This window comes from Pseudomonas sp. TE24901, from assembly GCF_054058375.1.
Genome location: NZ_JBSSAF010000006.1, coordinates 139,872 through 162,385, shown reverse-complemented (window position 1 = coordinate 162,385; position 22,514 = coordinate 139,872). Strand labels below are relative to the sequence as shown.

The window sequence follows — 22,514 nt, the reverse complement described above, 5'->3', positions numbered from 1 at the left end:
AACCCTCACGCCAGTAGGCCGTGAGCGGGATAGTGCCGAGGAAATTTAAGTAGACATAGAGATATTCCGTGAACTAAAAACATTCCAAAACCAGATGGGATTCATCCTGTGCCTACCTTCAAACAGCTCGAAGCGCTGATTGCCGTGGTCGACCACGGCACCTTCGACGGCGCGGCCAACCGCCTGGGCCAGGTGCAGTCGGCCATTTCCCGGCAGATCCAGGAACTGGAGCACTGGCTGGGGTTCGCGCTGTTCGACCGCAGCGGCCGTGGCGCCCGGCTCACCGCGCTGGCCGCACCGGTGGTGGCCCAGGCCCGCGACGTGCTGTTGCAGCGCGACATCGTCAACAGTTGCCTGATCAGCCCGCAGGTGCTCAGCCGCCGGTTGCGCATCGGCATCACCGAACTCAGCGCCCTGACCTGGCTGCCACGGCTGATCAAGGCGGTTTCCAGCCACTACCCCAAGGTGCGCATCGAGCCGGAGGTCGACCTCAGCGTACGTCTGCATGGGTTGCTGATGGCCGGCCAGGTTGATGTGATCGTGGTGCCGGATGCGTTCAGCAGCAATGGCCTGATCAAGGTGGCACTCGATGAGGTGCGCAACAACTGGTTCTGCGCACCGGGTCTGCTCGATCACCAGCAACCCCTGACCCTGGAAGATTTGAGCCACTGCACCCTGCTCGCCCAGGGCCGGCTGTCGGGTTCCGGCCTGCTGGTAGACACCTGGCTCGCCACGCACCAGGCCAGCCCCAGCGCGCACATTCCGTGCAGCAGCCTGGCGGCCCTGATCGGCCTGACCGTATCCGGCCTGGGCGTGACCTACCTGCCCGACATCACCGCCGCGCCCTATTTGCTCAATGGGCAACTGGTGAAGCTCGACGTGACGCCGCCGCTGCCCACCACGCCCTATGTAGCGCTGGCACGGGCCGACAGCTACAGCCCGTTTCACCGGCATGTGATGGAATTGCTCGGCGAACATTGCGACCTGCAACAGGCCTATGGACGCCCGGCATGATCAACATCAAGCAGATCGAAACCTTTTACTGGACCCTCAAGCTCGGCACCCTGCAGCGGGCCGCCACGCGCCTGTTTATCACCCAGTCTGCCGCCACCAAGCGCCTGCAGGAGCTGGAAAAACAGGCTTGCCTGCCGCTGTTCGAACCCGGCAGCCACAAGGTGCAACTGAGCCCCAAGGGCGCCGAATTGCTGGAGGCCAGCGAAGGCCTGATCGCCAGCCTGGCCCGGCTGGACGCCTTGCGCGGCGCCGCCCACCAGGTGCAGCGCGCCGTGCGCATGGGGTTGACGGAGCTGGTGACCATCACCTGGTTCACCGACTTCGTTGCGCGCACCAAGGCCGAGCTGCCGGACATCAGCCTGCACCCGGACGTGGACCTGTCCGCACGCCTGCAACGCAAGCTGCTCGACGGTGACCTGGACCTGGTCGTGATCCCGCAGGACTACGTCACCGCCGCCATGGCCTCGATCCCGCTGCAATCGATCACCTTCACCTGGCTGGCACCGCCACGGCTGTTCCCCGAAGGCACCACCCTCTCCCTCAAGCAACTGGCGCTGTGGCCGATCATCGTGCAAGGCCCGGACTCGGGGATCACCCAACGCTGCGAGCAGCTGTTTGCCCAAGAGGGTATCGAGTTCAACCACGTGTACGGCAGCAACAGCCTGTTCGCGCTGCTGGCGTTGATCCGTGCGGGGGGGGGCATCAGTTGTTTGCCGAGGGGTTTGTTCGTGGACGAGATCGAGCGCGGGGAATTCCAGGAGGTGACGCTGGAAGTGCCACCGGCCGCCGTGAACTATCACCTGGCGTTTCTCAAGCATGGGCGCACCGCGCTGATTGACACCCTGGCCGACCTGGCGCGCCAGTCGACCCAGGGCGATGCCCGCCGTTAGAGCAACAGCCGCGAAAAATCGCAGCAGGCCTGGGCCATCTGCGCCACGTCCTGATTCAAGCCGAACTGGCGATCGACCCGGTGCAACGCCACGTAACGCACGCTGGGCAATTCCGGCTCGGTGACCAATGCCCGTAGCGAACCCTGCTCGATCAGATGGGACAGGCACGCCTTGGGCAGGTAGCTCACGCCAATCCCCGACAGCGCCAAGCCCACTTGCACCAGCAGGTTGTGGCTGGTGAGCGTGCGCGGCATCTGCACGTTGTGGGTGGCCATCCAGCGCTCGTAGATCAAGCCGGTGCCCGACTGCGAGCCCTGGGTGAGCACGGTGTAGCTGGCCAGGGTTTCCAGGCTGACCGGGTCGGCGTCGGGGATCAGCCCGGGCGAGCAGATCCAGGCGTTGTCCACGCTTTGCAGCGGGGTGCTGTGAAAGCGCGAGTCGCTGTAGGCGTCGGGCACGATCACCAGGTCCAACTGGTCGCTTTCCAGTTTGCGGAACAGCTCGCTGCTCAGTTCCACCGACGGTTCGATCTGCACCTTCGGGTACGCCTGGCGCAACGCCTCCACCAGGGCCGGCAGCCAGGTCAGCGCGGTCAACTCGGTGACCCCCAGGCGAAACCTGCGCACCAGCACGTTGCGTGCGCTGACCCGTTCGAGCAACTGATCGCGACTGTTGAGCAGGTCGCGGGCGTAGTCGAGCAGTTCGCCGCCCTTTTCGGTCAGCCGTGCATTGCGCTTGCTGCGGTCGAAGATCTCCACATCGAAGGTTTCTTCCAGTTCCTGGATGCGTTTGGAGATCGCCGACTGCGACATGTTCAGCTTGTTTGCCGCCGCTTCGAAGCTGCCCAGTTCGGCAATCCAGTAGAGCGCGTCGATTTGCTTGAAGGTGATCATGCCGGTCAACTCATGAGAAAAAGCGATGCTAACACATCATAAAATATCGCTAAAACTGTCCGTTCATCGCTCCTAAGATTTGGCCATAGCCCGTCGCTATCCCACGATTCTGGAGATTTGCCATGTCCTTGCCCGGTTCCCGCATCCTTCCCAACGCACCGATGGCCCCGGCCGAACTGGTGGAGGCGTTCGCCCATGTGGTCACGCCGCACATCAGCGACAACCTGGGCCGGCACATCGGCGCCCGTGGCCTGACGCGCTACAACCGCACCGGCAAGCTGGTGGGCACGGCGATCACCGTGAAGACTCGGCCCGGCGACAACCTGCTGATCTACAAAGCCATGAGCATGATGCAACCCGGCCACGTGCTGGTGGTGGACGGCCAGGGCGACACCAACAACGCGGTGATCGGCGAGCTGGTCAAGCTCTACGCCCAGCAGCGCGGCTGCGTCGGGTTTGTGATCGACGGCGCGATCCGCGACGTCGCCAGCTTCGACGACACGCCCTGCTACGCCCGTGCGGTGGTGCACACCGGCCCTTACAAGACCGGCCCCGGCGAGGTGAACGTGCCGGTGTCCATCGGCGGCATGCTGATCAACCCGGGCGACCTGCTGGTGGGCGATGAAGATGGCCTGGTGGCGTTCTCCCAAGCCGATGCCGCCGAGGTGCTGCGCCGCGCCGGGCAACATGCCGAGCATGAAGAAGCGGTGAAGGCCGAAATCGCCACCGGCGCGGTGCGCCAGAGCTGGATCGACAAGGTGCTGGCCAACGCCGGCCTGGCGGACTGAAGGACACCCTGATGAGCACTGCATTTCTTTCCGACCGCGTCCTGGGCATTGCGCCCTCCCCCAGCGTTGCCGCCAATGCCTTGGTAAGCGAGCTGCGTGCCCAGGGCCGTGACATCGTCAATTTCACCGTGGGCGAGCCGGACTTCGACACCCCGCCGCATATCCTGCAAGCGGCCAGCCTGGCGATGCACAGTGGCGACACCCACTACACACCGACCACCGGCACCCTGGCCCTGCGCCGGGCCATCTGCCTGAAGCTCGCACGGGACAATGGCCTGGTCTATGGCCTGGACGAAGTCGTGGCCGGCTGTGGCGGCAAGCACATCATCTATCACGCGCTGGCCGCCACCCTGAACCGTGGCGACGAAGTGATCGTGCACACGCCCTATTGGGTGTCCTACCCGGACATCGCGCGGCTCAACGATGCCACGCCGGTGATCATCCCCGGCGATGAAAGCCTGGGCTTCAAACTCGCGCCCGACACCCTGGAGCAGGCGATCACCCCGCGCACCAAATGGGTGATCCTCAACAGCCCCAACAACCCCAGCGGCGCGGTGTACAGCGAGGCCGAACTGCTGGCGCTGGCCGACGTGCTGCGGCGCCATCCCCATGTGCTGATCATGGCCGATGAGATCTACGAGCACTTCGTCTACGGTGACGCCCGGCATGTGCCGTTGACGCGCCTGGCGCCCGACCTCAAGCCGCGCACGCTGATCGTCAACGGCGCGTCCAAGGGCTACGCCATGACCGGTTGGCGCCTGGGGTTTGGTGCCGGCCCGGCATGGTTGATCAGCGCCATCGCCAAGCTGCTGTCGCAAACCACCACCTGCCCCAGCTCACTGAGCCAGGCCGCCGCCGTGGCCGCCTTTGCCGGCGAGCAGGCGCCCATCGCCGACATGCGTGCGCAATACCAGCAACGTCGCGCGCACATGCTGGGGTTACTGGCGGACATCCCCGGCGTGAGCTGCACCCCACCGGACGGCGCGTTCTACGTGTTCGTCAATGTGAGCGCGCTGATGGGCAAGCTCACCCCGGCGGGCGACCGCCTGGAGGACGACACGCAGCTGGTGGACTACCTGCTGCGTGACTACGGCCTGGCCACGGTCAGCGGCGCGGCCTACGGCATGTCGCCGTATGTGCGCCTGTCGTTTGCCAGCGCCCTGGACGTGATCGAAGAAGGATGCCGTCGTCTCAAAGACGCATGCCACGACCTGCGCTGACGGCTTCTCGCTGCACCCGGCGGCCCACCACGGCCGCCTTTCGACTGCCTAGAACAACAACTTAAAAATCATTGATCTCAAATGAGGCATTCCTATGCACACGCCCCGCATCGCGCTGGTCTGGCAAATCGTTATCGGCTTGCTCACCGGCATCGCCATTGGTGCCCTGTTGCACCGCTTTCCCGAGTCCCGCCCATGGCTGGTGGACAACGTGCTGCAACCGGCGGGCGACATCTTTATCAAGCTGATGAAGATGATCGTCGTGCCGATCGTGTTTTCCTGCATGGTGGTGGGCATTGCCGGCCACGGTGACGGCAAATCCCTGGGCCGCATCGGGGTCAGGTCCCTGGGCTATTTCTTCTGCATCACCACCCTGGCGATCATCGTCGGGCTGGTGCTGGGCAACCTGCTCAAGCCAGGTGCCGGCACCGAACTTTCCAGCCTGCACGCCGCCACTATCAGCCTGCCTACCAGCAGCGGCGCCGGACATAGCCTGGGCCAGATTCTCGTCGGGATCATCCCCGACAACGTGATCAGCGCCATGGCCCAGGGCAGCCTGCTGTCGGTGCTGTTTTTTGCGGTGATGTTCGGCCTGGGCGTGTCGCGCTTGCCCGCCGAAGGCAAAGACCCGGTGATCGCGCTGCTGCGTGGTGTCAGCGATGCAATGTTCAAGGTCACGTCGATGATCATGGCGTACTCACCGATTGGCGTGTTCGGGATGATCGCAGTGACTGTGGCCAACTTCGGGTTTGGCTCGCTGCTGCCGCTGGCCAAGCTGATCCTGGTGAGCTACGTGTCCATCGTGTTTTTTGTGCTGGTGGTGCTGAACCTGATTGCGCGGTTGTGTGGGATCAACCTGTTTGCCTTGATGCGCCATATCAAGGACGAACTGGCCCTGGCCTTCTCCACCGCCAGCTCCGCAGCGGTGATGCCACAGCTGATGAAAAAGCTCGAAACCTACGGCGTGCCACCTTCGCTGGTGAGTTTTGTGGTGCCGGTGGGTTACTCGTTCAACCTGGACGGCGCCTCGTTGTTTCTGGGCATCGGCACGTTGTTTGTCGCGCAGCTCTACGGTATCGACCTGAGCCTGGGCGACCAGGCCTTGCTGGTGGTGACCATGGTACTCACCTCCAAAGGCGCGGCCGGGGTGCCGGGCTTCATGTTCGTGATTCTTTCGGCCACCCTGGCCAGCGCCGGCCTGCCGTTGGAAGGTATTGCGTTTATCGCCGGGGTGTACCGCTTGATGGAAATGCCCACCACGGCGTTGAACGTGCTGGGCAATGCCTTGGCGCCGCTGGTGATTGCCAAATGGGAGGGGCATGAGCGTCAACCGGTCATAGAGGCAGTGCCTGTGCGACGGGGATAGGGGTGCAACACCTATCGATCAACGCTCACCTGTGACAGCCGGATGCACTGGCGCGCGAGGATCGTGGTGGGGTCCACCAGCGCCACGCGGTGACTGTTGATCTCAAAAGCCTCGCTGTGGGCCAGCACCAAAGGCAACTCGGTGCAGCCGAGGATCAACACCTTCGCCCCCTGCTCACACAAGTGCTCGGCCGCCAGCAGCAATTGCTCGCGGCAGATGCCTTCAGTAAACCCCGCCTTGATCCCCCGCTCACCGTAGATCGCCTCCATGACCAGCGCCTGGTAGTCAAAGCCCGGCGTGATCAGCTGCAACCCCACACGCCGCGCCGCGTGGTGATAGACCTGGCTTTGTACCGTGCCGGAGGTGGCCAGCAGCCCGACCGCCTGGCCACTACCGTAGTGCTGCGCGATCCACTCCACGGTCTCGCTGAGCATGTTGACGATGGGCACGCGCAGGTGCGGCTGGAGGCGCTCGACAAACGCATGGGCGGTGTTGCACGGAATAGCAATGGCCTGGGCGCCGGCGCTTTCCAAGCGTTTGCAGGTGGCGTACAGCGCCAGGGTCGGGTCGGTTTCATCGCGCAGCAGGTTGGCGGTGCGATCAGGGATCTGCGGGTTTTGCTCGACCACCATCTTGATATGGTCCTGGTCTTTGCCGGCCGGCGTGTGGGCGACCACCTTGCCCATGAAGTCCACGGTGGCGGCCGGGCCCACGCCGCCGACGATGCCCAGCTTGAACGGCGGTTGGCGCGCCGGGCCATCGGCCTGGGTGGCGAAGTCGGCGTAGAGCTGGTTGATGTCGAGCGCGCTGATGCCGCGCCGCTGCAAGTCGCCGCAGACCAGTGACAGCTCGGTCATACCCGGCACGATCAGCGTGGCGCCCTGTTCCTGCAAGGACAGGCACGCCTGGTACACGCCCTCCAGCGGTACGCCTTCCAGATGGCCGTCCTTGATGCCGTTGACGCCGTACATCGCCTCCATCAAGGCCGCCTGCGCCTCGGCGTCGGGGTACAGCAGGTTGAAGTGCTGGCCGAGGTGTCTTTCAAACAGGCCGCAGTGGCGCACGAAGTCCGACGCAATCACGCCCAGGCTTGTACCGGGCGCGACGCTGCGAGTGATGTGCTGGACCAGCGCCTGCATCATGTCGAGCACGGGGATACCCAGCTCCTGCTGGATCTCCTCGCGAAAGGTCTGGCTGGCGAAACACGGCAGCAGCACCGCGTCCACGCCGCTGTTCTCAAACGTTTTGCACACCTGGAACACGTAGAACTTGCGCGACGTCATGCTGGCGTTGCGGTCCAGCGGCAGCAGCACATCCTTGAAAGGGTGCTGCTCAAACAGGAAGTGATAGCGGCCTTGGTCCTCCAGCACCGCCCGGGACTTGACCAGCTTGTAGAACAGGTCTGCCCCGGCCAGCGAGCCCAGCCCGCCGACGATACCCAGCCGTCGCGTACTGCTCATGTGCGCACCGCCTGTGGTGCTTCGGCGGGCTCTTCTTCGGCCTCCGATTGCGCCACCACCGCCGTGGCGATGCTGTTGCCAACCACGTTGGTAGCGGTGCGGGCCATGTCGAGGAACTGGTCGATACCAATGATCAACAACAACCCGGCTTCGGGCAGGTTGAACATCGGCAAGGTTGCCGCCACCACCACAACCGACGCCCGGGCAACGCCGGCCATGCCTTTGCTGGTGATCATCAGCGTGAGCAAAATCAGCAGTTGCTGGGTGAAGCTGAGGTCGATGTTGTAGGCCTGGGCGATGAACATGATCGCGAAGGCCTGGTACATCATCGAGCCGTCGAGGTTGAACGAATAGCCCAGCGGCAGCACGAAGCTCGACACGCGCTTGGGGGCACCGAATTTTTCCAGGGCCTCCATGGTTTTCGGATAAGCCGACTCGCTGCTGGCGGTGGAAAATGCCAAGAGGATGGGCTCGCGAATCAACTTGCCGAGGGTGAACACCGAGCGCCCGAGGAACAGGTAGCCGGCCGTGAACAGCAGCCCCCACAACAGAACAATCCCCAAGTAGAACTCGGCGATAAGCTTGGCGTAATCGGCGAGCAGGCCCAGGCCATTGGTGGTGATCGCCGACGCAATCGCCGCGAACACGCCGATCGGCGCGAAGGCCATCACGTAGTCGGTGATCTTGAACATCACCTTGGCCAGCTCATCCACGGTGTCGGTAATGCGCGTGTAACCGGCGCGCTTCACACCCGCCAGGGCAAAGCCGAAGAACAGCGAAAACACCACGATCTGCAGGATCTCGTTGTTGGCCATGGCCTCGGCAATACTGCGCGGGAACACGTGGCTGATAAACGCCTTGAGGCTGAAGTCACCGGTATTGACCGGCACCGCCGCCGCCGCGTTTTGCACCACTTGCAGGTTCATCCCCGCACCGGGCTGGAACAGGTTGACCAGCCCCATGCCCAGCAGCAATGAGACCAGCGATGCCGTCACAAACCACAGCATCGCACGCAGGCCAATACGCCCCACCGAACGCGAACTGCCCAGGCTGGCGATGCCGCCCACCAACGTGGCGAAGACCAGCGGCGCGATGATCATCTTGATCATGCGCAGGAAGATGTCGGTGACCATCGAGAAATACCCGGCCAGCTCCTTGGCGCCCTGCTCGCTCCCTGCATAGTGATGACACGCCCAACCCACCAGCACGCCCAAGGCGATGCCGGCTGCAATTCGACGGGGAAGTTTGTTGTGCTTCACAGTGCTGCCCTCATGTGGTTTTTGTTGTGTGGGTGATGGGCAGAAATTCTAGGGACAGCTCACAGGCCTCTTGATGAGTAATCCGGCTAACCCCATGCGCTTTTGGAATAGTTAGCGAAAAGCCACGCCTGGCCTGGGCGCGGCGGCATACACTCAAGGCTCACACCCTGGAGACCGGGCATGCAGATCAAATGGTTGGACGACCTCTTGGCCATCGCCGAGTGGAAGAATTTCTCCCGCGCCGCCGAAGTGCGATGCGTGACCCAATCGGCGTTGTCGCGGCGCATCCGCTCACTGGAAGAATGGGTGGGCGCCGAACTGGTCGACCGAGGCACCTACCCGGTGCAACTCACCGCCGCCGGCCAAGCCTTCTGCACCGAAAGCCGTGACGCCCTCGCCGGCCTGATGCGCCTGCGCGCCAGCCTGCGCGAAGTGGAACGCATGCCTGGGCGCTCGATCCAGGTGACAGCGGGACACAGCCTGTCGATGACCTTCCTGCCCAAATGGCTGGCGCAGTTTCAGCGCCAGACCGAACAATTCAATGCGCGCGTGGTTGCCGCGAATATTCATGACGCGGTGATCGCGCTGGAAGAAGGCAGCTGCGACCTGATGATCGTCTACCACCACCCGCTGGCGCCGATCCTGCTCGACCCGCAACGCTTTGGCAGCCTGGCCCTGGGACATGATGCGTTTATCCCGTTGTGTGCTCCGGATAAACGCGGTCGCCCGCTGTACCGCTTGCCCGGAACGGCCGGCAAACCGGTGCCGCATTTGGCGTACACCGCGACGACTTTTTTGGGGCGTGTGGCTGAAATCGTGATCAAGAACGGGCCGTCACCCGTTGTGCTGGAGCGCTGTTATGAGGCGGATATGGCGATGTTGTTGATGCGCATGGCCATCGAGGGCTATGGCGTGGCGTGGTTGCCGCAGAGTGCGGTGGTGGATGAATTGGAGCGAGGCGTGCTGGTAAGGGCTGGTGGGGAGGAATGGAGTACGCGGTTGGAGATTCGCTCGTATTGCGCGGTGGAGAATCAGAATCCGACGATGAGGAAGTTGTGGCGGGCGTTGGAGGGGCTCTGAATAGAGTGCGGCTGAAATCTCGTTGAAACCGCTGGTGATACGTCTTCTGGGACGCAGGCGCTTAAAAAGTACTGAGGCGCTCTAACCCGAACTTGCTAATTGCTAGCGCACTTGTAACACGAAAGTTAGTCACGCCGGACAACTATCATGACCCATTACTGTTGAAAACCAGGCTCAACTATTTCTCCATTCGAAAAGACAGAGACTATAGATCCTTCCCAGCCATAGACAATCATACCTTTATCAACATGCTCCACCTCGAATCCCGTTTCAAAACACCCTCCTTGCCCAACAATGTCAACTGACGCTCCAGGCTCAATCAGGTATTCTTCAGCCCAGGGCTCGATAATAAGCAGCATCACTGCTTCACTTCCATTGATGCAATTAATTCTCTGCATAGACTTCGCTCCCAACTGCTAACATTTCCCTGGCCAACGCAATACAATGCCGCCACCTTGAAAGATAGATTTTCTTTCAAAATCAATCATATCTAAAATTTTCTGTAATTTTTCTGGATCAGCAGCAGCACCGAAATGATAAGCCAGCTTCGTAGGGGTTTCTTCAGACTTTTTCTTAACGACCCAATAAGGAATATAAAATCGTCCTTGAAGGATAGCCTCTAACCAAAGCGGCTCAGCGTCTGCCACCATCTCAAAATAAGGTCCATATGTCAGATCTACACATACAAGAACCCGATTACCAGACACACTGCGAATCATACGCCCCCCTATTTTAGCTCGCGATTAATCCGAATCGATCAAGTCAAGTATTGCTTGCAGCTTTTCCACATCTACCACCGGGCCAAAATAGTACTCAGCCCCTCCGAGAAACTGTAAGTCTTTGGGCTTGCCGATCCAGTAAGGTACGTAATACTTGTCATCTAGCAAGTCTTCAAGATCCATACTGTCTTCGTAGCTCGACACGCGAACATAGGGACCATACGTAGGGTGTTCGATCAGGAAGATTTTTTGGCCGGTTATCGAATCTATCATGCTGCCCTATCTAGCGAGTGACGTTGTACTGTAAACACTATCGCACCCTCTCTGGGAGTTCCAAAAAAACAATACAAAACTCTTGAAGGCCAGAGTTCTAGCCAAAAACAATTCGGACAAACTTACTCTAGGCGCCACTCTACAGAAAAACTCTTTATAATTTTGATATTATCTGAAAAATCAACTGAAATTGTCCCAAGAGCAGCTTTGATCTCTTTCGGCAAGTCAACAAGTTTCAACCCACCTCTAGGCTTAGCGATTAGCGTGTAACCTTCGCTCTCAGCGTCATAGCTATACAACCCTTTCTTAGCCATCGAAACAAACGACCGTAAATAGCGTTCACGCTTAGCCTCAGACTCAAAAAATTCAAGATGACTCTCTTCAATTTCGCACTCAAAAACCTCGGTTAACGAATGAAAATAATCATATACCAATTCATATTTTGACATTGAAACCCGAACAGAGTCGGGGACAAAGCCATGCCCCGCAGTAGCAAAATGCGCAAGTGCTCCATCCCGATAAGATGCAAACCAATCCAGGTCATTTACCTCCAGAAACTCGTCATCCATCTGCAGCCCCGTCAATACGTTTGAAGTCAATCTAACTCCTCATGCGAAGCAAAATAAAATTTCCTTTTAGTTTATGAAAAACTCAGAAGAGCGTTCCGTTGCATTCACATACAAAAGAATAAGTCAGTTGGGAAATTCGTGTTCTACCGCCTCGCTATCAAACGGGTCGAGGTTATTTTTCAGCACAACGTTTCCAGAGTAGCTATTACGCAAACGATAGTAAACACCTCCTTGATAAATACTATTTCTTTCTTCAAGAGCAATCCCCAAAGATTCCTCGATCTGATCTCTAGCGACGTCCAGGCTAATTTCCTTTGCGCTGTATAAATCGTAGGATTTCATTTGGACTACTCTACACTTTTTGCTTGATTTTTTTGCAGCTTGCGAGAGGATCGAGCCGCAAAGCCAGTATTATAATCTGATCGACCGCTTAACTTACCGGCCAATCCCTAAAGCGCCGCACCTGATCCGCCGTTTATAAACTCGAAACTTTTCTTTCGGTTGCTTATTTGGAATGTTCATTTCCCCTCCCTTAGAAACCACCCAACCTCTCTAATCAGATACCACTGACAGCAATAGTGACCGAATCAGGCAAAAAAAATCTGAACTTATATGCGTTTGCCCACGGCAAGCTAGTCAGCTAAACATTCCCATCCTTCACACCACTGACTCAATACTTAAAATTACTTTTCACTTCACCACCGCGAATATAAGACATTGCAAAGAATCGCCAATCCTCACCGCGTCTCACTGCATTCTCCCTAAGCTGCGTCGCTAGCTCAAACAGCGCAAAACCATCAAAATCATTCTCGGCATCATTGACTACAACACCATTATTCTGAATAGAAAGTTCAGACTCCATACAACCTGGCCCCATCTCAACCTTGTAGATGAAGGCGTCATAACCATGAACAATACCCGATTCAACGATCGTAAAAATTTGCTTTACCAACTCAAAGTCTTCGTCAACCAACTCTGTCTCCTCATTACTAAAATGACAAAAGGAACGCCTTCCAATCCCGCAAAGCCTTTTCGAAGTCATCCAGACTAATTGTGACTGCGAACGTCTCATCATGAAGTGAATAGATTTTAACCTCTTTATTGTAAATATCGGCACCCCACGTTTCACGCCACCAGTCAACAAAGGCTTGCTGCGCGTCTCTCACAGACATTACTCGGCTCAACCCCTCATCCAGCCAAGAAATAGTGTGCCCTAAAGACAGTCCTCCATCGTCAAGCAAGAGGCATGCAAGAAGATCGACTTGGTCAGGCCCCACCACATCCGTGCGGCACCAGGGTGTTGGATCACCCATTGAATTTTCTACAAAGAAATCAATTTTCATATTAGTCCTTAAATTGATGTACAGACGAGACGTCCGTAAAGGATAAATCGATATAAACACTCTCAACTATCGAATCATCACCTTCATTGCCAATTCCAGGGATATAGAAACTCATTCCATAGGCTGAATCGCCCCGGGTTCTCTAGACACCTTGCAAGCTCATTGCGTGACGCTTTTCAAACTCTACCGGTGACAGCTGATTGTTGAAACCATGTCGACGTTTTGAGTTGTAGAACATTTCGATGTAATCGAACACATCGCTACGAGCATCTTCACGTCTGGTGTAAATTTTCCGCTTGATCCGTTCTCGTTTCAGAAGCTGGAAAAAGCTCTCGGCCACGGCGTTATCATGACAGTTGCCTCGACGACTCATGCTGGCAACCAAATTGTTTGCCTTCAAAAAGCTGCGCCAATCGGAACTGCTGTACTGGCTGCCCTGGTCGGAATGAACCATCACCTCTTGCTTCGGTTTACGCCTCCAAACCGCCATCAACAACGCATCAATGGCCAAATCACTGGTCATCTGCGACTTCATTGACCAGCCAACGACCTGACGAGAAAACAGATCCAGCACCACTGCCAAATACAGCCAGCCTTCATAGGTACGAATGTAGGTGATGTCGGTGACCCAAACCTTGTTGGGTTCTACGACATCGAACTGGCGCTTCAGCAAGTTGGGTGAAGCGACCGCTGGCTTATCGCCGTACTTTCCAGGGCGGCGTCGATAACCTGTCTGAGAGCGCAGCCCTTCAAGACGCATCAGCCTTGCCACACGATGGCGCCCGCAAACTTCACCGACCTCGCGCAGATCGTCATGGATTTTGCGATAGCCATAAACGCCGCCGCTCTCCAGCCAGGAATGCTTGATCAAACCCAGCAGTCGCTGGTCGTCTTTAGCACGTGCAGATTGCGGCTCAGACAACCATGCGTAATAGCCGCTGGGATGGACTTTCAGCGTCAGGCAACGCCGTCGAATGGAATAGTCGCCGGCTCGCTGCTTGATAAAGGCGTACTTCAACCGCACTCCTTGGCAAAGTACGCGGCGGCCTTTTTTAAGATGTCTCGCTCTTCAGTAACACGCTTTAGTTCGGCTCGCAGACGACGCAATTCAGCGTGCTGATCTTCGTCTTGCTGCCGTTTTTCTTGAGGTTTGCTGTAGCGCTTTATCCAGGCATAGAGGCTATGCGTCGACACGCCGAGACGGGCCGCCACATCAGCGACAGGCAGCTTCTTTTCGGTCACTTGATTGACCGCTTGTATTTTGAATTCTTCGGGGTAACGCGGGTTGCTCATGGCACCTCCTAATAGGCCTCAGTTTAAGGCAAAGAGGTGTCTAGGAAACCCGGGGCGATTCAGTGCGCTTTGATCGCCCCGGAGAAATCCAAGGCAAAAAAAAGCCTGCATCTCTGCAGGCTTTTCTCTATCTGGCTCCACGACCTGGACTCGAACCAGGGACCCAATGATTAACAGTCATTTGCTCTACCAACTGAGCTATCGCGGAATGCGCCGTATGTTACTGATTAAAAAGGGGAAGTCAAGCTTTCTCTGGCAATTGGGTCGATTAAACCGGATGGCCGGTTGAAAGCGGGTGTTCCCTGGCCAACTCCAACCAGGCCAGCGCGGCCGGTGGCAGGTGGGCGCTGGCGCGCCAGGCCAGGGCGATGTGCCAGTCGGTGTGGGGTTCGTCCAGGGGGATCAGGGCGATGCCCGGGTGCTGGTGTTTGTGGGCGAGCATGCGCGGCAGGAAGGCGACGCCCAGCCCGGCGGACACCAGGTCGACGATAAAGTCGATCTGCCCGCTGCGGGCGGTCACCCGGGGCGTGACACCTTTGCGCTCACAGGCGGCGAGGATCTTGGCGTTCAGGGCAAAACCGGCTTCGAACAGAATAAACGGCGAATCCGCGAGGTCGGTGAAGTCGATACGTGTGCGCTGCGCCAGCGGGTGGCTCACGGGCAGTACTGCCATCAACGGCTCGTTGCGCACCGGCTGATAGTCGAAGCCTTCATCTATAGGCAACAAGAGCGCCGCCAGGTCGATCTCCCCCGCTTCCAGGCATTCGCGCAGTTTTTTGCTGCCGTATTCGGTGAGTTCGATTTCGATGTCAGGGTAGCGGCTGCGGTAAGTGGCGAACATCGCCGCAAACAACACACCGCAGCCCACCGGTGGCAAGCCGATGCGCAGCAGGCCGCGCTTGAGGTCGCGCAGGTCGTTGATTTCAGCGACCAGGTCGTTGCGCTCGGCAAGCAGCACCAGGGCGCGGCGGTAGGCGATTTCGCCGGCTGCGGTGAGTTCGTTGCGATGCCCCAGGCGATTGAGCAGCGGCACGCCCAGTTCGTCTTCCAGGGTCTTGACCGCCTTGCTCACCGTCGACTGAGTCAACGACACCACTTCAGCCGCCTGGGAGAAACCGCCTTGGCGCACCACCTCGACAAAGGCGCGTAATGTTCTGAGGTTCATCGGTATTCCTTTCGCGACTGGCTACTAGCGATAAAAGTTGTTTTTATCATGCCAGAAGTTTGCCTATCCTGAGCCACCTTGCCTTGTGGAGCCACTGTTCATGATCATTTCGTCCGCCTCCGACTACCGCGCAGCCGCCCAGCGCAAGCTGCCGCGCTTTCTGTTCGACTACATCGACGGCGGCGCCTACGCCGAACACACGCTGCGCGCGAACAGTTCGGACCTGGCCGAGATCAGCCTGCGCCAGCGCATCCTGCGCAACGTCGACAACCTGAGCCTCAAAACCACGCTGTTCGGCCAGGAACTGGACATGCCGGTGATCCTCAGCCCCGTGGGCCTGACCGGCATGTACGCGCGACGCGGTGAAGTGCAGGCGGCGAAGGCGGCGGCAAACAAGGGCATTCCGTTCTGCCTGTCGACCGTGTCGGTGTGCCCGATTGAAGAAGTGGCGTCACAAAGCGCCCGGGCGATCTGGTTCCAGCTCTATGTGCTCAAGGACCGCGGTTTCATGCGCAATGCGCTGGAGCGTGCGCAAGCGGCGGGCGTGACCACCCTGGTATTTACCGTCGACATGCCGACCCCAGGCGCACGTTATCGGGATGCGCACTCGGGCATGTCCGGGCCGTTCGCGGCTTCACGGCGCATGTTGCAGGCCGTCACCAAGCCGCAATGGGCCTTCGATGTGGGCGTGATGGGCCGCCCTCACGACCTGGGCAACATCTCCAAGTACCTGGGCAAACCTACGCACCTGGAAGACTACATCGGCTGGCTGGCGAATAATTTCGACGCGTCCATCAGCTGGAAAGACCTGGAGTGGATCCGCGAGTTCTGGAAGGGCCCGATGATCATCAAGGGCATCCTCGACCCGCAAGACGCCAAGGACGCGGTGAGCTTCGGCGCCGACGGCATTGTGGTGTCCAACCACGGCGGCCGCCAGCTGGACGGCGTGCTCTCCACCGCCAAGGCCTTGCCGCCGATTGCCGACGTGGTGGGCGATGACCTCACGGTGCTGGTGGATTCGGGCATCCGCTCCGGGCTCGATGTGGTGCGCATGCTCGCCCTGGGTGCCAAGGCGTGCTTGCTGGGCCGCGCCACCGCCTACGCGCTGGCCGCCGATGGCCAGAGCGGCGTGGAAAACCTGCTGGACATCTTCGCCAAGGAAATGCGCGTGGCGATGACCCTTACCGGGGTCACCTCCATCGCGCAGATCGACCGCTCGACGCTGGTCTAGCCCTGCTGCTCGACGATCCCACGGGCCTTGAGCTGGGCCAGTTGCTCGGCTGACAGGCCCAAGCGCTGCCCGAGGATATCGTCGGTGTGCTGCCCCAGCCTCGGCGCCGGCCGCAGGTATTCCACGGGGGTGCCGGACATCTTGATCGGGCTGCCGACCATGGCGAAGTCCGGGTTCTGCGGGTGGGGAATCTTCACCATCAGATTGCGCGCAATCACCTGGGGTTCTTCCAGGGATTGCGCGATGGAGTTGATCGCCCCCACCGGCACTTTCGAGGCGTGAATGCAGGCCACCCACTCATCGGCGCTGCGCCCGAGGAAGTGCGCCGAAAGCAACGCCACGATTTCTTCACGGTGGGCCACGCGGTCGGCATTGCGGCGAAAGCGCGGGTCATCCGGCAAGTGCGGCAAACCGATGCTCTGGCACAGGGCGATAAACTGGCTGTCGTTGCCGCAGGCAATAATGAAGTCGCGGTCGGCGGCGCGGAACACCTGGTACGGCACGATATTGGCGTGGGCATTGCCGTAGCGCTGCGGCACCTTGCCCGAGGCCAGGTAGTTCATGCTTTGGTTGGCCAAGGTGGCGACCTGCACATCCAGCAATGCCATATCAATGTACTGACCGACGCCAGTGCGCTCCCGGCTGAGCAGCGCGGCCTGGATCGCCACGGTGGAATACAGGCCGGTCATCAGGTCGGAAAACGCCACGCCGACTTTTTGCGGACCGCCGCCCGGCAAGTCATCACGCTCGCCGGTGATGCTCATCAAGCCGCCGATGCCCTGGATGATGAAGTCATAACCCGGCTCTTCGGCACGCGGGCCGGTCTGGCCGAAGCCGGTGATGGAGCAGTACACCAGGCGCGGGTTGATCTCGGCCAAGGTCGCGTAGTCCAGGCCGTAGCGCGCCAGGGAGCCGGCCTTGTAGTTCTCGATCAGCACATCGGAACTGGCCGCCAGCGCCCGCACCAGCTCCTGGCCTTCAGGGCTGGCCAGGTCGATGGCCACGGATAACTTGCCGCGATTGGTCGATTGATAATACGACGCCTCGCCGGACGACTCGCCGGTGTCGGTCTTCATCCAGGGCGGGCCCCAACCACGGGTGTCGTCACCGCTTTGAGGGCGCTCGATCTTCACCACTTCCGCACCCAGGTCCGCCAACACTTGCCCACACCAGGGGCCGGCCAACACCCGGCTTAAATCCAATACTCGCAAACCTGTCAAAGCACCCATTGTTCTTATCCTGTGAGGTTGGCAAATCAGCCGGCAGTCGGCTCTTCATGGCGCAGGGAAACACCCAGCATCGCCCGCCGCCGCAGCCAGGGGCTGGGGCGGTAGCGCGGGTCGTGGGTGAGTTCGCTCATGCGCTGCAAAATCGTGAGGAGGCGCCGTGGCCCTAGGGCATCGCCCCAGGCCAGCGGGCCCTGTGGATAGCCCAAGCCCAGGTGCACCGCCTGGTCGATATCGTCGACGCTGGCGATGCGCTGCTGGGCAATATCGCAGGCCAGGTTGACCACCATGGCCAAGGTGCGCTGGGCGACAAAACCCACGCTGTCACCGATCACCGTCACCCCTACTCCATCCGCTGCCAGCAAGGCATGGGCAGCGTCGCGCATGGCGGGGGATGTGAGCGGGTTTTGCATCAGGGTGCGATGACGCGACAGGTCCGTCAGCAGGTCGATGCACAGGGTGCGCGCCGGGTCGGTGTCGAAACGCACGCAGGCGCTGGTGGCGTCACGGCCGTACGGCGCCAGCAGGCACAGTGCCTGGGCCGACGGCTGCGCGGCATGCTCCAGATGGGCGCCGAGGTCGATCACCAAGGCGCTCAGGCGCTCGTAGTCTTCGCTGTTCTCGGTGGCGATCCACACGGGTGGCTGCGGCTGTACCGTGGGCACCGGCTGAGGTTGCGGGCCGTTGATGAGCTGGCCGTTTTCATAGTGATAGAAGCCCTGCCCCGTCTTGCGCCCCAGGCGACCCGCCACCAACATCTGCCGGGTCAGGGCAGATGGCCGGTAGCGCGGCTCCTGGTAGAACTGGTTATAGATCGACTCCATCACCGGGTGGGACACGTCCAAACCTGTGAGGTCCAGCAACTCCAGCGGCCCCATGCGAAACCCGGCGCCGTCACGCAGGATGCGGTCGATATCACCGCGCTCGGCAATGCCCTCGTCGAGCATCTTCAAGGCTTCGGTGCCGTAGGCGCGACCGGCGTGGTTGACGATGAAACCGGGGGTGTCCTTGGCGCGCACACCGCGATGGCCGATGCGGGCAACCAGGGCCAGCAAGGCATCGCCAACGGCTGGCGTGGTGGCCAGGCCGTCGATGATCTCCACGACACGCATCAACGGCACCGGGTTGAAGAAGTGCAGCCCGGCCACACGCTCGGGGCGCTGGCAACCGGTGGCGATGGCCGTGACCGACAGTGAAGAGGTGTTGGTGGCCAGGATGCAGGTCGGGCTGACGATGCCTTCCAGCTGTTGCAACAGGCCGCGCTTGGCGTCGAGGTTTTCCACGATGGCTTCGACGATGAGGTCGCAATCCTTCAGATCGTTGATCACGCCAGCGATCTGCAGGTTAGCGAGTGCCCCATCCATCACCGCCTGGCTGATCTTGCCCTTGCCCACCAGCTTGGCGAATGTCGCGCCGAGGTTTTCCCGTGCCGATTGCGCAGCACCTTCACGCGCATCGAACAACCGTACCGTCACGCCCGCCTGGGCGGCGATCTGCGCAATGCCGGCGCCCATGACGCCGGTGCCCACGAGGCCCAAGGTATTGATCGTGTGGCTCATGCTTATTCCCCCCGGTAGTGCGGCGTGCGCTTCTCGAAAAACGCGGCGGCGCCCTCCTTCTGGTCCTTGGAATCGAACAGCAATTGGAACGCCTTGCGCTCCAGCACCAAGGCGCTTTCCAGCGGCAAGTCGGCGCCGGCCAACATCACTTCCTTGATCTGCTCCACCGCCAAGGGCGGCAAGGCAGCGATCTGCGCGGCCAATTCGAGTGCGCGGGGCAGTGTCTGGTGGTCAGGGACCATCTCGCTGAGCATGCCGATGGCCAGGGCTTCCGGCGCACTCACCATGCAGCCAGTGAGCGCAATGCGCATCGCCTGGAATTTGCCCACCGCCCGAATCAAGCGTTGGGTGCCGCCCGCCCCCGGCATCAGGCCCAACTTCACTTCCGGCTGGGCAAAGCGCGCCGACTCGCCGGCCACGATCAGGTCGCAGTGCATTGCCAATTCGCACCCACCGCCCAGGGCAAATCCGTTGACCGCCGCAATCACCGGCTTGGGGCAGCGGCTGATGGCTTCCCACAGGTACTCGGTGTGGCGACGGTACATGTCGATCGCGCCTGCGCTGGCGAACTCCTTGATGTCCGCGCCGGCCACGAAAAATTGCTCGCCACCAGTGAGCACGATGGCACGCACCTCCCGACGCTTGGCCAAGTCACGAAAGTGCTCGGCCAGTGCTTCGCGCACCTGGGCATTGAGGGCGTTTTTCACCTCGGGGCGGTGGATACGTACTACGGCCACGCCATTGTCATGGACGTCGAGGGTCACCACAGATGGGTTTGCGCTGGTCACATTCACTCCTGCTGCAACGTTCTTGTTAGTGGGATTGTTATTTGTTTCGCTATGCGAAATAACATTCCGTATTTATCGATAATCATAGGTATCGACTCTGCAGGTGTAAACGTAAAAACCAGAACACATTTGAAAACGGCCTATAAACCTTTGTTTTAAAGGTATTTATCAGTCGCCAGGTGCAGGTTTCGAAAACTTGCTTAGTTTCGCTGTGCGGAATACTATTTTGTTTTGTTGATTTTATAAAAAAATGAGGCTTACCATGCGCCGTCGAAACCTGGATGCGGACAGCACCGAAGTGCCTGCAGGCAACACCGCCTTCGAGCATGTGTTGATTGATCCGATGAACAACGATGAGGAGGAAGACAAGGACCGTCAGTTCGTCACCGCCCTGGCGCGCGGCCTGGAACTGCTGCGTTGCTTCACGCCGAGCGAGAGTGTGCTGGGCAACCAGGAACTGGCGCGCAAGACCGGGCTGCCAAAGCCGACGATCACGCGGATGACCCACACACTGACGCGCTTGGGTTATCTCAAGCAAATGCCGCAGTCGGGTCGGTATCAGCTGGACGTGGGGGTGATGGCCTTCGGTTACGCCATGTTGTCGAACCTGTCGATCCGGGCTGTGGCCCATCCGTTGATGGAGACCATGGCCAAGTACGCCCAGGCCGCCGTCGCAATGGCCACCCGGGACCGCCTTGATGCGGTGTACCTGGACGTGGTCCAGGGTGAAGCGAACATGACCATGCGCCGCCAGGTCGGCACGCGGTTGCCGTTGCACTTGAGTTCAGCAGGCCGCGCCTGCCTGGCAGCAATGCCGGAAAACGAGCGGGAGTTCATTCTCGACCACATCCGCCAGCGCCATCTGGAGGACTGGCCGAACATCCGCAAGGGGCTGGAACGCGCCTTCCGGGACTACACCGATTTCGGCTATTGCATGTCGATCGGTGAGTGGCACCGCGATGTCAACGCCATCGCCGTACCACTGCGACACGCACAACACGGCTTGCTGGCGTTCAACTGTGGCGGACCGAGTTTCCACCTCTCGCGGGAGAAACTCGAAGACGACATCGGCCCACGCCTCAAGCACATGGTGAACAACATCGAGGCCGCCACCCGCTAGCTGGACCGGTGCATGGCCTCGGCAGATCGACGATAACAGGCCCGCCGAACGGGCCGCTGAGGAATGCACATGATCCGAGACGCACAAACGCTTCATATCCTGGTGGACGCCATCGCGCAGTTCGTCGATGAAGCGCTGATCCCACGGGAAAACGAAGTCGCCGAGACCGATGACATCCCGGCGGACATCGTCAGCCAGTTCCAGGACATGGGCCTGTTCGGCCTGACCATTCCCGAAGCCTACGGCGGCCTTGGCCTGACCATGGAAGAAGAGGTGACCATCGCCTTTGAACTGGGGCGCACCTCCCCGGCCTTCCGTTCCTATTTCGGCACCAACAATGGCATCGGGTCCATCGGCATCCTGCTCGACGGCACCGACGCACAGAAGGAACACTACCTGCCGTTGCTGGCCAGCGGCGAGTTGCTCAGTTCGTTCTGCCTCACCGAACCCGACTCCGGCTCCGACGCCGCCTCGTTGAAAACCACTGCCGTGCGCGAGGGTGACCACTACGTGATCAACGGCACCAAGCGCTTTATCACCAACGCGCCCCACGCCGGCATTTTCACCGTGATGGCGCGCACAAACCCGGCGATCAAAGGCTCGGGCGGCATCAGCGCATTTATCGTCGAGCGCGATACTCCCGGCCTGTCCCTCGGCAAGCGCGACCACAAGATGGGCCAACAAGGTGCCCATACCAGCGACGTGATTTTCGACAACGTGCGCGTGCCGGCCAGCCAACTGATTGGCGGCGTGGAAGGCGTGGGCTTCAAGACCGCCATGAAGGTGCTCGACAAGGGTCGCCTGCACATCGCCGCCGTCAGCGTCGGCGCCGCCGAACGCATGTTGAATGACGCGCTGAACTACGCCATCGAACGCAAGCAGTTCGGTCAGCCCATCGCCGAGTTCCAGTTGATCCAGGCGATGCTCGCCGACAGCAAGGCCGAGATCTACGCCGCCCGCTGCATGGTGTTGGACGCTGCGCGCAAGCGTGACGAAGGCCAGGACATCGGCACCGAAGCCTCGTGCTCGAAGATGTTCGCCACCGAGATGTGCGGCCGCGTCGCCGACCGTTGCGTGCAGATCCACGGCGGCGCCGGCTACATCAGCGAATACGCCATCGAACGTTTCTACCGGGATGTACGCTTGTTCCGCCTGTATGAGGGCACCACGCAGATCCAGCAGTTGGTGATTGCCCGCAACATGATTCGCGCGGCGCAACGCTAGGTTTCACCGCTTCACCCATACCCAATGCCCTAAC

General features: G+C 59.9%; 24 protein-coding genes and 1 tRNA gene. 9 read left to right on the top strand and 16 right to left on the bottom strand.

Translation table 11 applies throughout. The features are described from left to right. Positions 1–108 precede the first annotated feature (108 nt). The gene (locus ACVWVP_RS13810) at positions 109–1,014 is read left to right on the top strand and encodes a LysR family transcriptional regulator (protein WP_178921472.1); all 906 of its coding nucleotides are present in this window, start codon (positions 109–111) and stop codon (positions 1,012–1,014) included. Next, a complete protein-coding gene (locus tag ACVWVP_RS13805; RefSeq protein ID WP_457406510.1) occupies positions 1,011–1,904 on the top strand; it encodes a LysR family transcriptional regulator in 894 nt (297 codons plus the stop codon). The genes ACVWVP_RS13810 and ACVWVP_RS13805 overlap by 4 nt, the downstream gene beginning before the upstream one ends. Here the strand turns inward: ACVWVP_RS13805 and ACVWVP_RS13800 are convergent. Next, the gene (locus ACVWVP_RS13800; protein WP_259173921.1) at positions 1,901–2,797 is read right to left on the bottom strand and encodes a LysR family transcriptional regulator; all 897 of its coding nucleotides are present in this window, start codon (positions 2,795–2,797) and stop codon (positions 1,901–1,903) included. The two genes, ACVWVP_RS13805 and ACVWVP_RS13800, sit on opposite strands and share 4 nt — an antisense overlap. A gap of 122 nt (positions 2,798–2,919) precedes the next feature. Between ACVWVP_RS13800 and ACVWVP_RS13795 the strand changes: the two genes are divergently transcribed. The 3 genes from ACVWVP_RS13795 (at position 2,920) to ACVWVP_RS13785 (ending at position 6,171) form a co-directional block, all read left to right on the top strand. After that, positions 2,920–3,585 carry an RraA family protein gene (locus ACVWVP_RS13795; protein WP_176998606.1) on the top strand — a complete coding sequence of 222 codons (666 nt, stop codon included), beginning with the start codon at positions 2,920–2,922 and terminating at the stop codon, positions 3,583–3,585. A gap of 11 nt (positions 3,586–3,596) precedes the next feature. After that, a complete protein-coding gene (locus ACVWVP_RS13790) occupies positions 3,597–4,805 on the top strand; it encodes a pyridoxal phosphate-dependent aminotransferase (protein WP_457406507.1) in 1,209 nt (402 codons plus the stop codon). Positions 4,806–4,899: 94 nt separating this feature from the next. After that, positions 4,900–6,171, top strand: a complete 1,272-nt coding sequence (locus ACVWVP_RS13785; protein ID WP_457406504.1) for a cation:dicarboxylate symporter family transporter — start codon at positions 4,900–4,902, stop codon at positions 6,169–6,171. 11 nt (positions 6,172–6,182) lie between these two features. On the opposite strand, the gene cuyB is transcribed toward ACVWVP_RS13785, so the two are convergent. Then, entirely contained in the window at positions 6,183–7,631 is a 1,449-nt protein-coding gene (gene cuyB / locus ACVWVP_RS13780; protein WP_457406501.1) for a cysteate racemase, read from the bottom strand. After that, entirely contained in the window at positions 7,628–8,890 is a 1,263-nt protein-coding gene (locus ACVWVP_RS13775) for a dicarboxylate/amino acid:cation symporter (protein ID WP_457406498.1), read from the bottom strand. Before ACVWVP_RS13775 ends, cuyB begins: the two co-directional genes overlap by 4 nt. A gap of 180 nt (positions 8,891–9,070) precedes the next feature. Here ACVWVP_RS13775 and ACVWVP_RS13770 point away from each other — a divergent pair, with 180 nt between their 5' ends. After that, positions 9,071–9,970, top strand: coding sequence for a LysR substrate-binding domain-containing protein (locus ACVWVP_RS13770; protein ID WP_176998601.1), 900 nt, complete (start codon positions 9,071–9,073; stop codon positions 9,968–9,970). A gap of 155 nt (positions 9,971–10,125) precedes the next feature. Here the strand turns inward: ACVWVP_RS13770 and ACVWVP_RS13765 are convergent, their stop codons facing one another. The 10 genes from ACVWVP_RS13765 to ACVWVP_RS13720 all read right to left on the bottom strand — a co-directional run bounded on the left by ACVWVP_RS13765 (position 10,126) and on the right by ACVWVP_RS13720 (position 15,332). Then, complete coding sequence (locus ACVWVP_RS13765) at positions 10,126–10,368, bottom strand: hypothetical protein (protein WP_457406496.1); 243 nt, start codon at positions 10,366–10,368, stop codon at positions 10,126–10,128. Positions 10,369–10,386: 18 nt separating this feature from the next. Continuing rightward, the gene (locus ACVWVP_RS13760) at positions 10,387–10,689 is read right to left on the bottom strand and encodes a hypothetical protein (protein ID WP_457406493.1); all 303 of its coding nucleotides are present in this window, start codon (positions 10,687–10,689) and stop codon (positions 10,387–10,389) included. A 24-nt stretch (positions 10,690–10,713) separates the two neighbouring features. After that, a complete protein-coding gene (locus tag ACVWVP_RS13755) occupies positions 10,714–10,872 on the bottom strand; it encodes a hypothetical protein (protein WP_457406492.1) in 159 nt (52 codons plus the stop codon). A gap of 212 nt (positions 10,873–11,084) precedes the next feature. Then, positions 11,085–11,561, bottom strand: a complete 477-nt coding sequence (locus ACVWVP_RS13750) for a hypothetical protein (RefSeq protein WP_457406489.1) — start codon at positions 11,559–11,561, stop codon at positions 11,085–11,087. 93 nt (positions 11,562–11,654) lie between these two features. Continuing rightward, entirely contained in the window at positions 11,655–11,873 is a 219-nt protein-coding gene (locus tag ACVWVP_RS13745; RefSeq protein ID WP_457406486.1) for a hypothetical protein, read from the bottom strand. 328 nt (positions 11,874–12,201) lie between these two features. Then, positions 12,202–12,504, bottom strand: coding sequence for a hypothetical protein (locus ACVWVP_RS13740; protein WP_457406484.1), 303 nt, complete (start codon positions 12,502–12,504; stop codon positions 12,202–12,204). Positions 12,505–12,520: 16 nt separating this feature from the next. Next, positions 12,521–12,874 (bottom strand): hypothetical protein, encoded by a 354-nt coding sequence (locus ACVWVP_RS13735; RefSeq protein ID WP_457406481.1) that lies wholly within the window; start codon positions 12,872–12,874, stop codon positions 12,521–12,523. Positions 12,875–13,016: 142 nt separating this feature from the next. Beyond that, positions 13,017–14,167, bottom strand: a protein-coding gene (locus tag ACVWVP_RS13730) for an IS3 family transposase (RefSeq protein ID WP_457406479.1) whose coding sequence is annotated in 2 segments (ribosomal slippage) — positions 13,017–13,924 and positions 13,924–14,167 — 1,152 coding nt in all. Because the reading frame shifts where the segments join, the coding sequence is not laid out codon by codon here. A gap of 132 nt (positions 14,168–14,299) precedes the next feature. Then, positions 14,300–14,375, bottom strand: a tRNA-Asn gene (locus tag ACVWVP_RS13725). A gap of 60 nt (positions 14,376–14,435) precedes the next feature. Continuing rightward, positions 14,436–15,332: a LysR family transcriptional regulator gene (locus ACVWVP_RS13720; RefSeq protein WP_178921428.1), complete on the bottom strand. Its 897-nt coding sequence runs from the start codon at positions 15,330–15,332 to the stop codon at positions 14,436–14,438. 100 nt (positions 15,333–15,432) lie between these two features. Between ACVWVP_RS13720 and lldD the strand changes: the two genes are divergently transcribed. Continuing rightward, positions 15,433–16,563 (top strand): FMN-dependent L-lactate dehydrogenase LldD, encoded by a 1,131-nt coding sequence (lldD, locus tag ACVWVP_RS13715; protein ID WP_178921426.1) that lies wholly within the window; start codon positions 15,433–15,435, stop codon positions 16,561–16,563. Here lldD and ACVWVP_RS13710 read toward each other — a convergent pair. From ACVWVP_RS13710 to ACVWVP_RS13700, 3 genes are read right to left on the bottom strand one after another with little or no spacing between them, the layout of a single operon-like run. Further along, the gene (locus tag ACVWVP_RS13710; protein ID WP_457406477.1) at positions 16,560–17,792 is read right to left on the bottom strand and encodes a CaiB/BaiF CoA transferase family protein; all 1,233 of its coding nucleotides are present in this window, start codon (positions 17,790–17,792) and stop codon (positions 16,560–16,562) included. The two genes, lldD and ACVWVP_RS13710, sit on opposite strands and share 4 nt — an antisense overlap. A gap of 26 nt (positions 17,793–17,818) precedes the next feature. Next, positions 17,819–19,348 (bottom strand): 3-hydroxyacyl-CoA dehydrogenase, encoded by a 1,530-nt coding sequence (locus ACVWVP_RS13705; RefSeq protein WP_457406474.1) that lies wholly within the window; start codon positions 19,346–19,348, stop codon positions 17,819–17,821. Between the two features lie 2 nt (positions 19,349–19,350). Beyond that, complete coding sequence (locus tag ACVWVP_RS13700; protein WP_457406472.1) at positions 19,351–20,136, bottom strand: enoyl-CoA hydratase; 786 nt, start codon at positions 20,134–20,136, stop codon at positions 19,351–19,353. Between the two features lie 262 nt (positions 20,137–20,398). Here ACVWVP_RS13700 and ACVWVP_RS13695 point away from each other — a divergent pair, with 262 nt between their 5' ends. Both ACVWVP_RS13695 and ACVWVP_RS13690 read left to right on the top strand, forming a co-directional pair. After that, entirely contained in the window at positions 20,399–21,256 is an 858-nt protein-coding gene (locus ACVWVP_RS13695; protein WP_259173970.1) for an IclR family transcriptional regulator, read from the top strand. Between the two features lie 69 nt (positions 21,257–21,325). Continuing rightward, entirely contained in the window at positions 21,326–22,480 is a 1,155-nt protein-coding gene (locus ACVWVP_RS13690) for an acyl-CoA dehydrogenase family protein (RefSeq protein ID WP_178921417.1), read from the top strand. Positions 22,481–22,514: the final 34 nt, after the last annotated feature.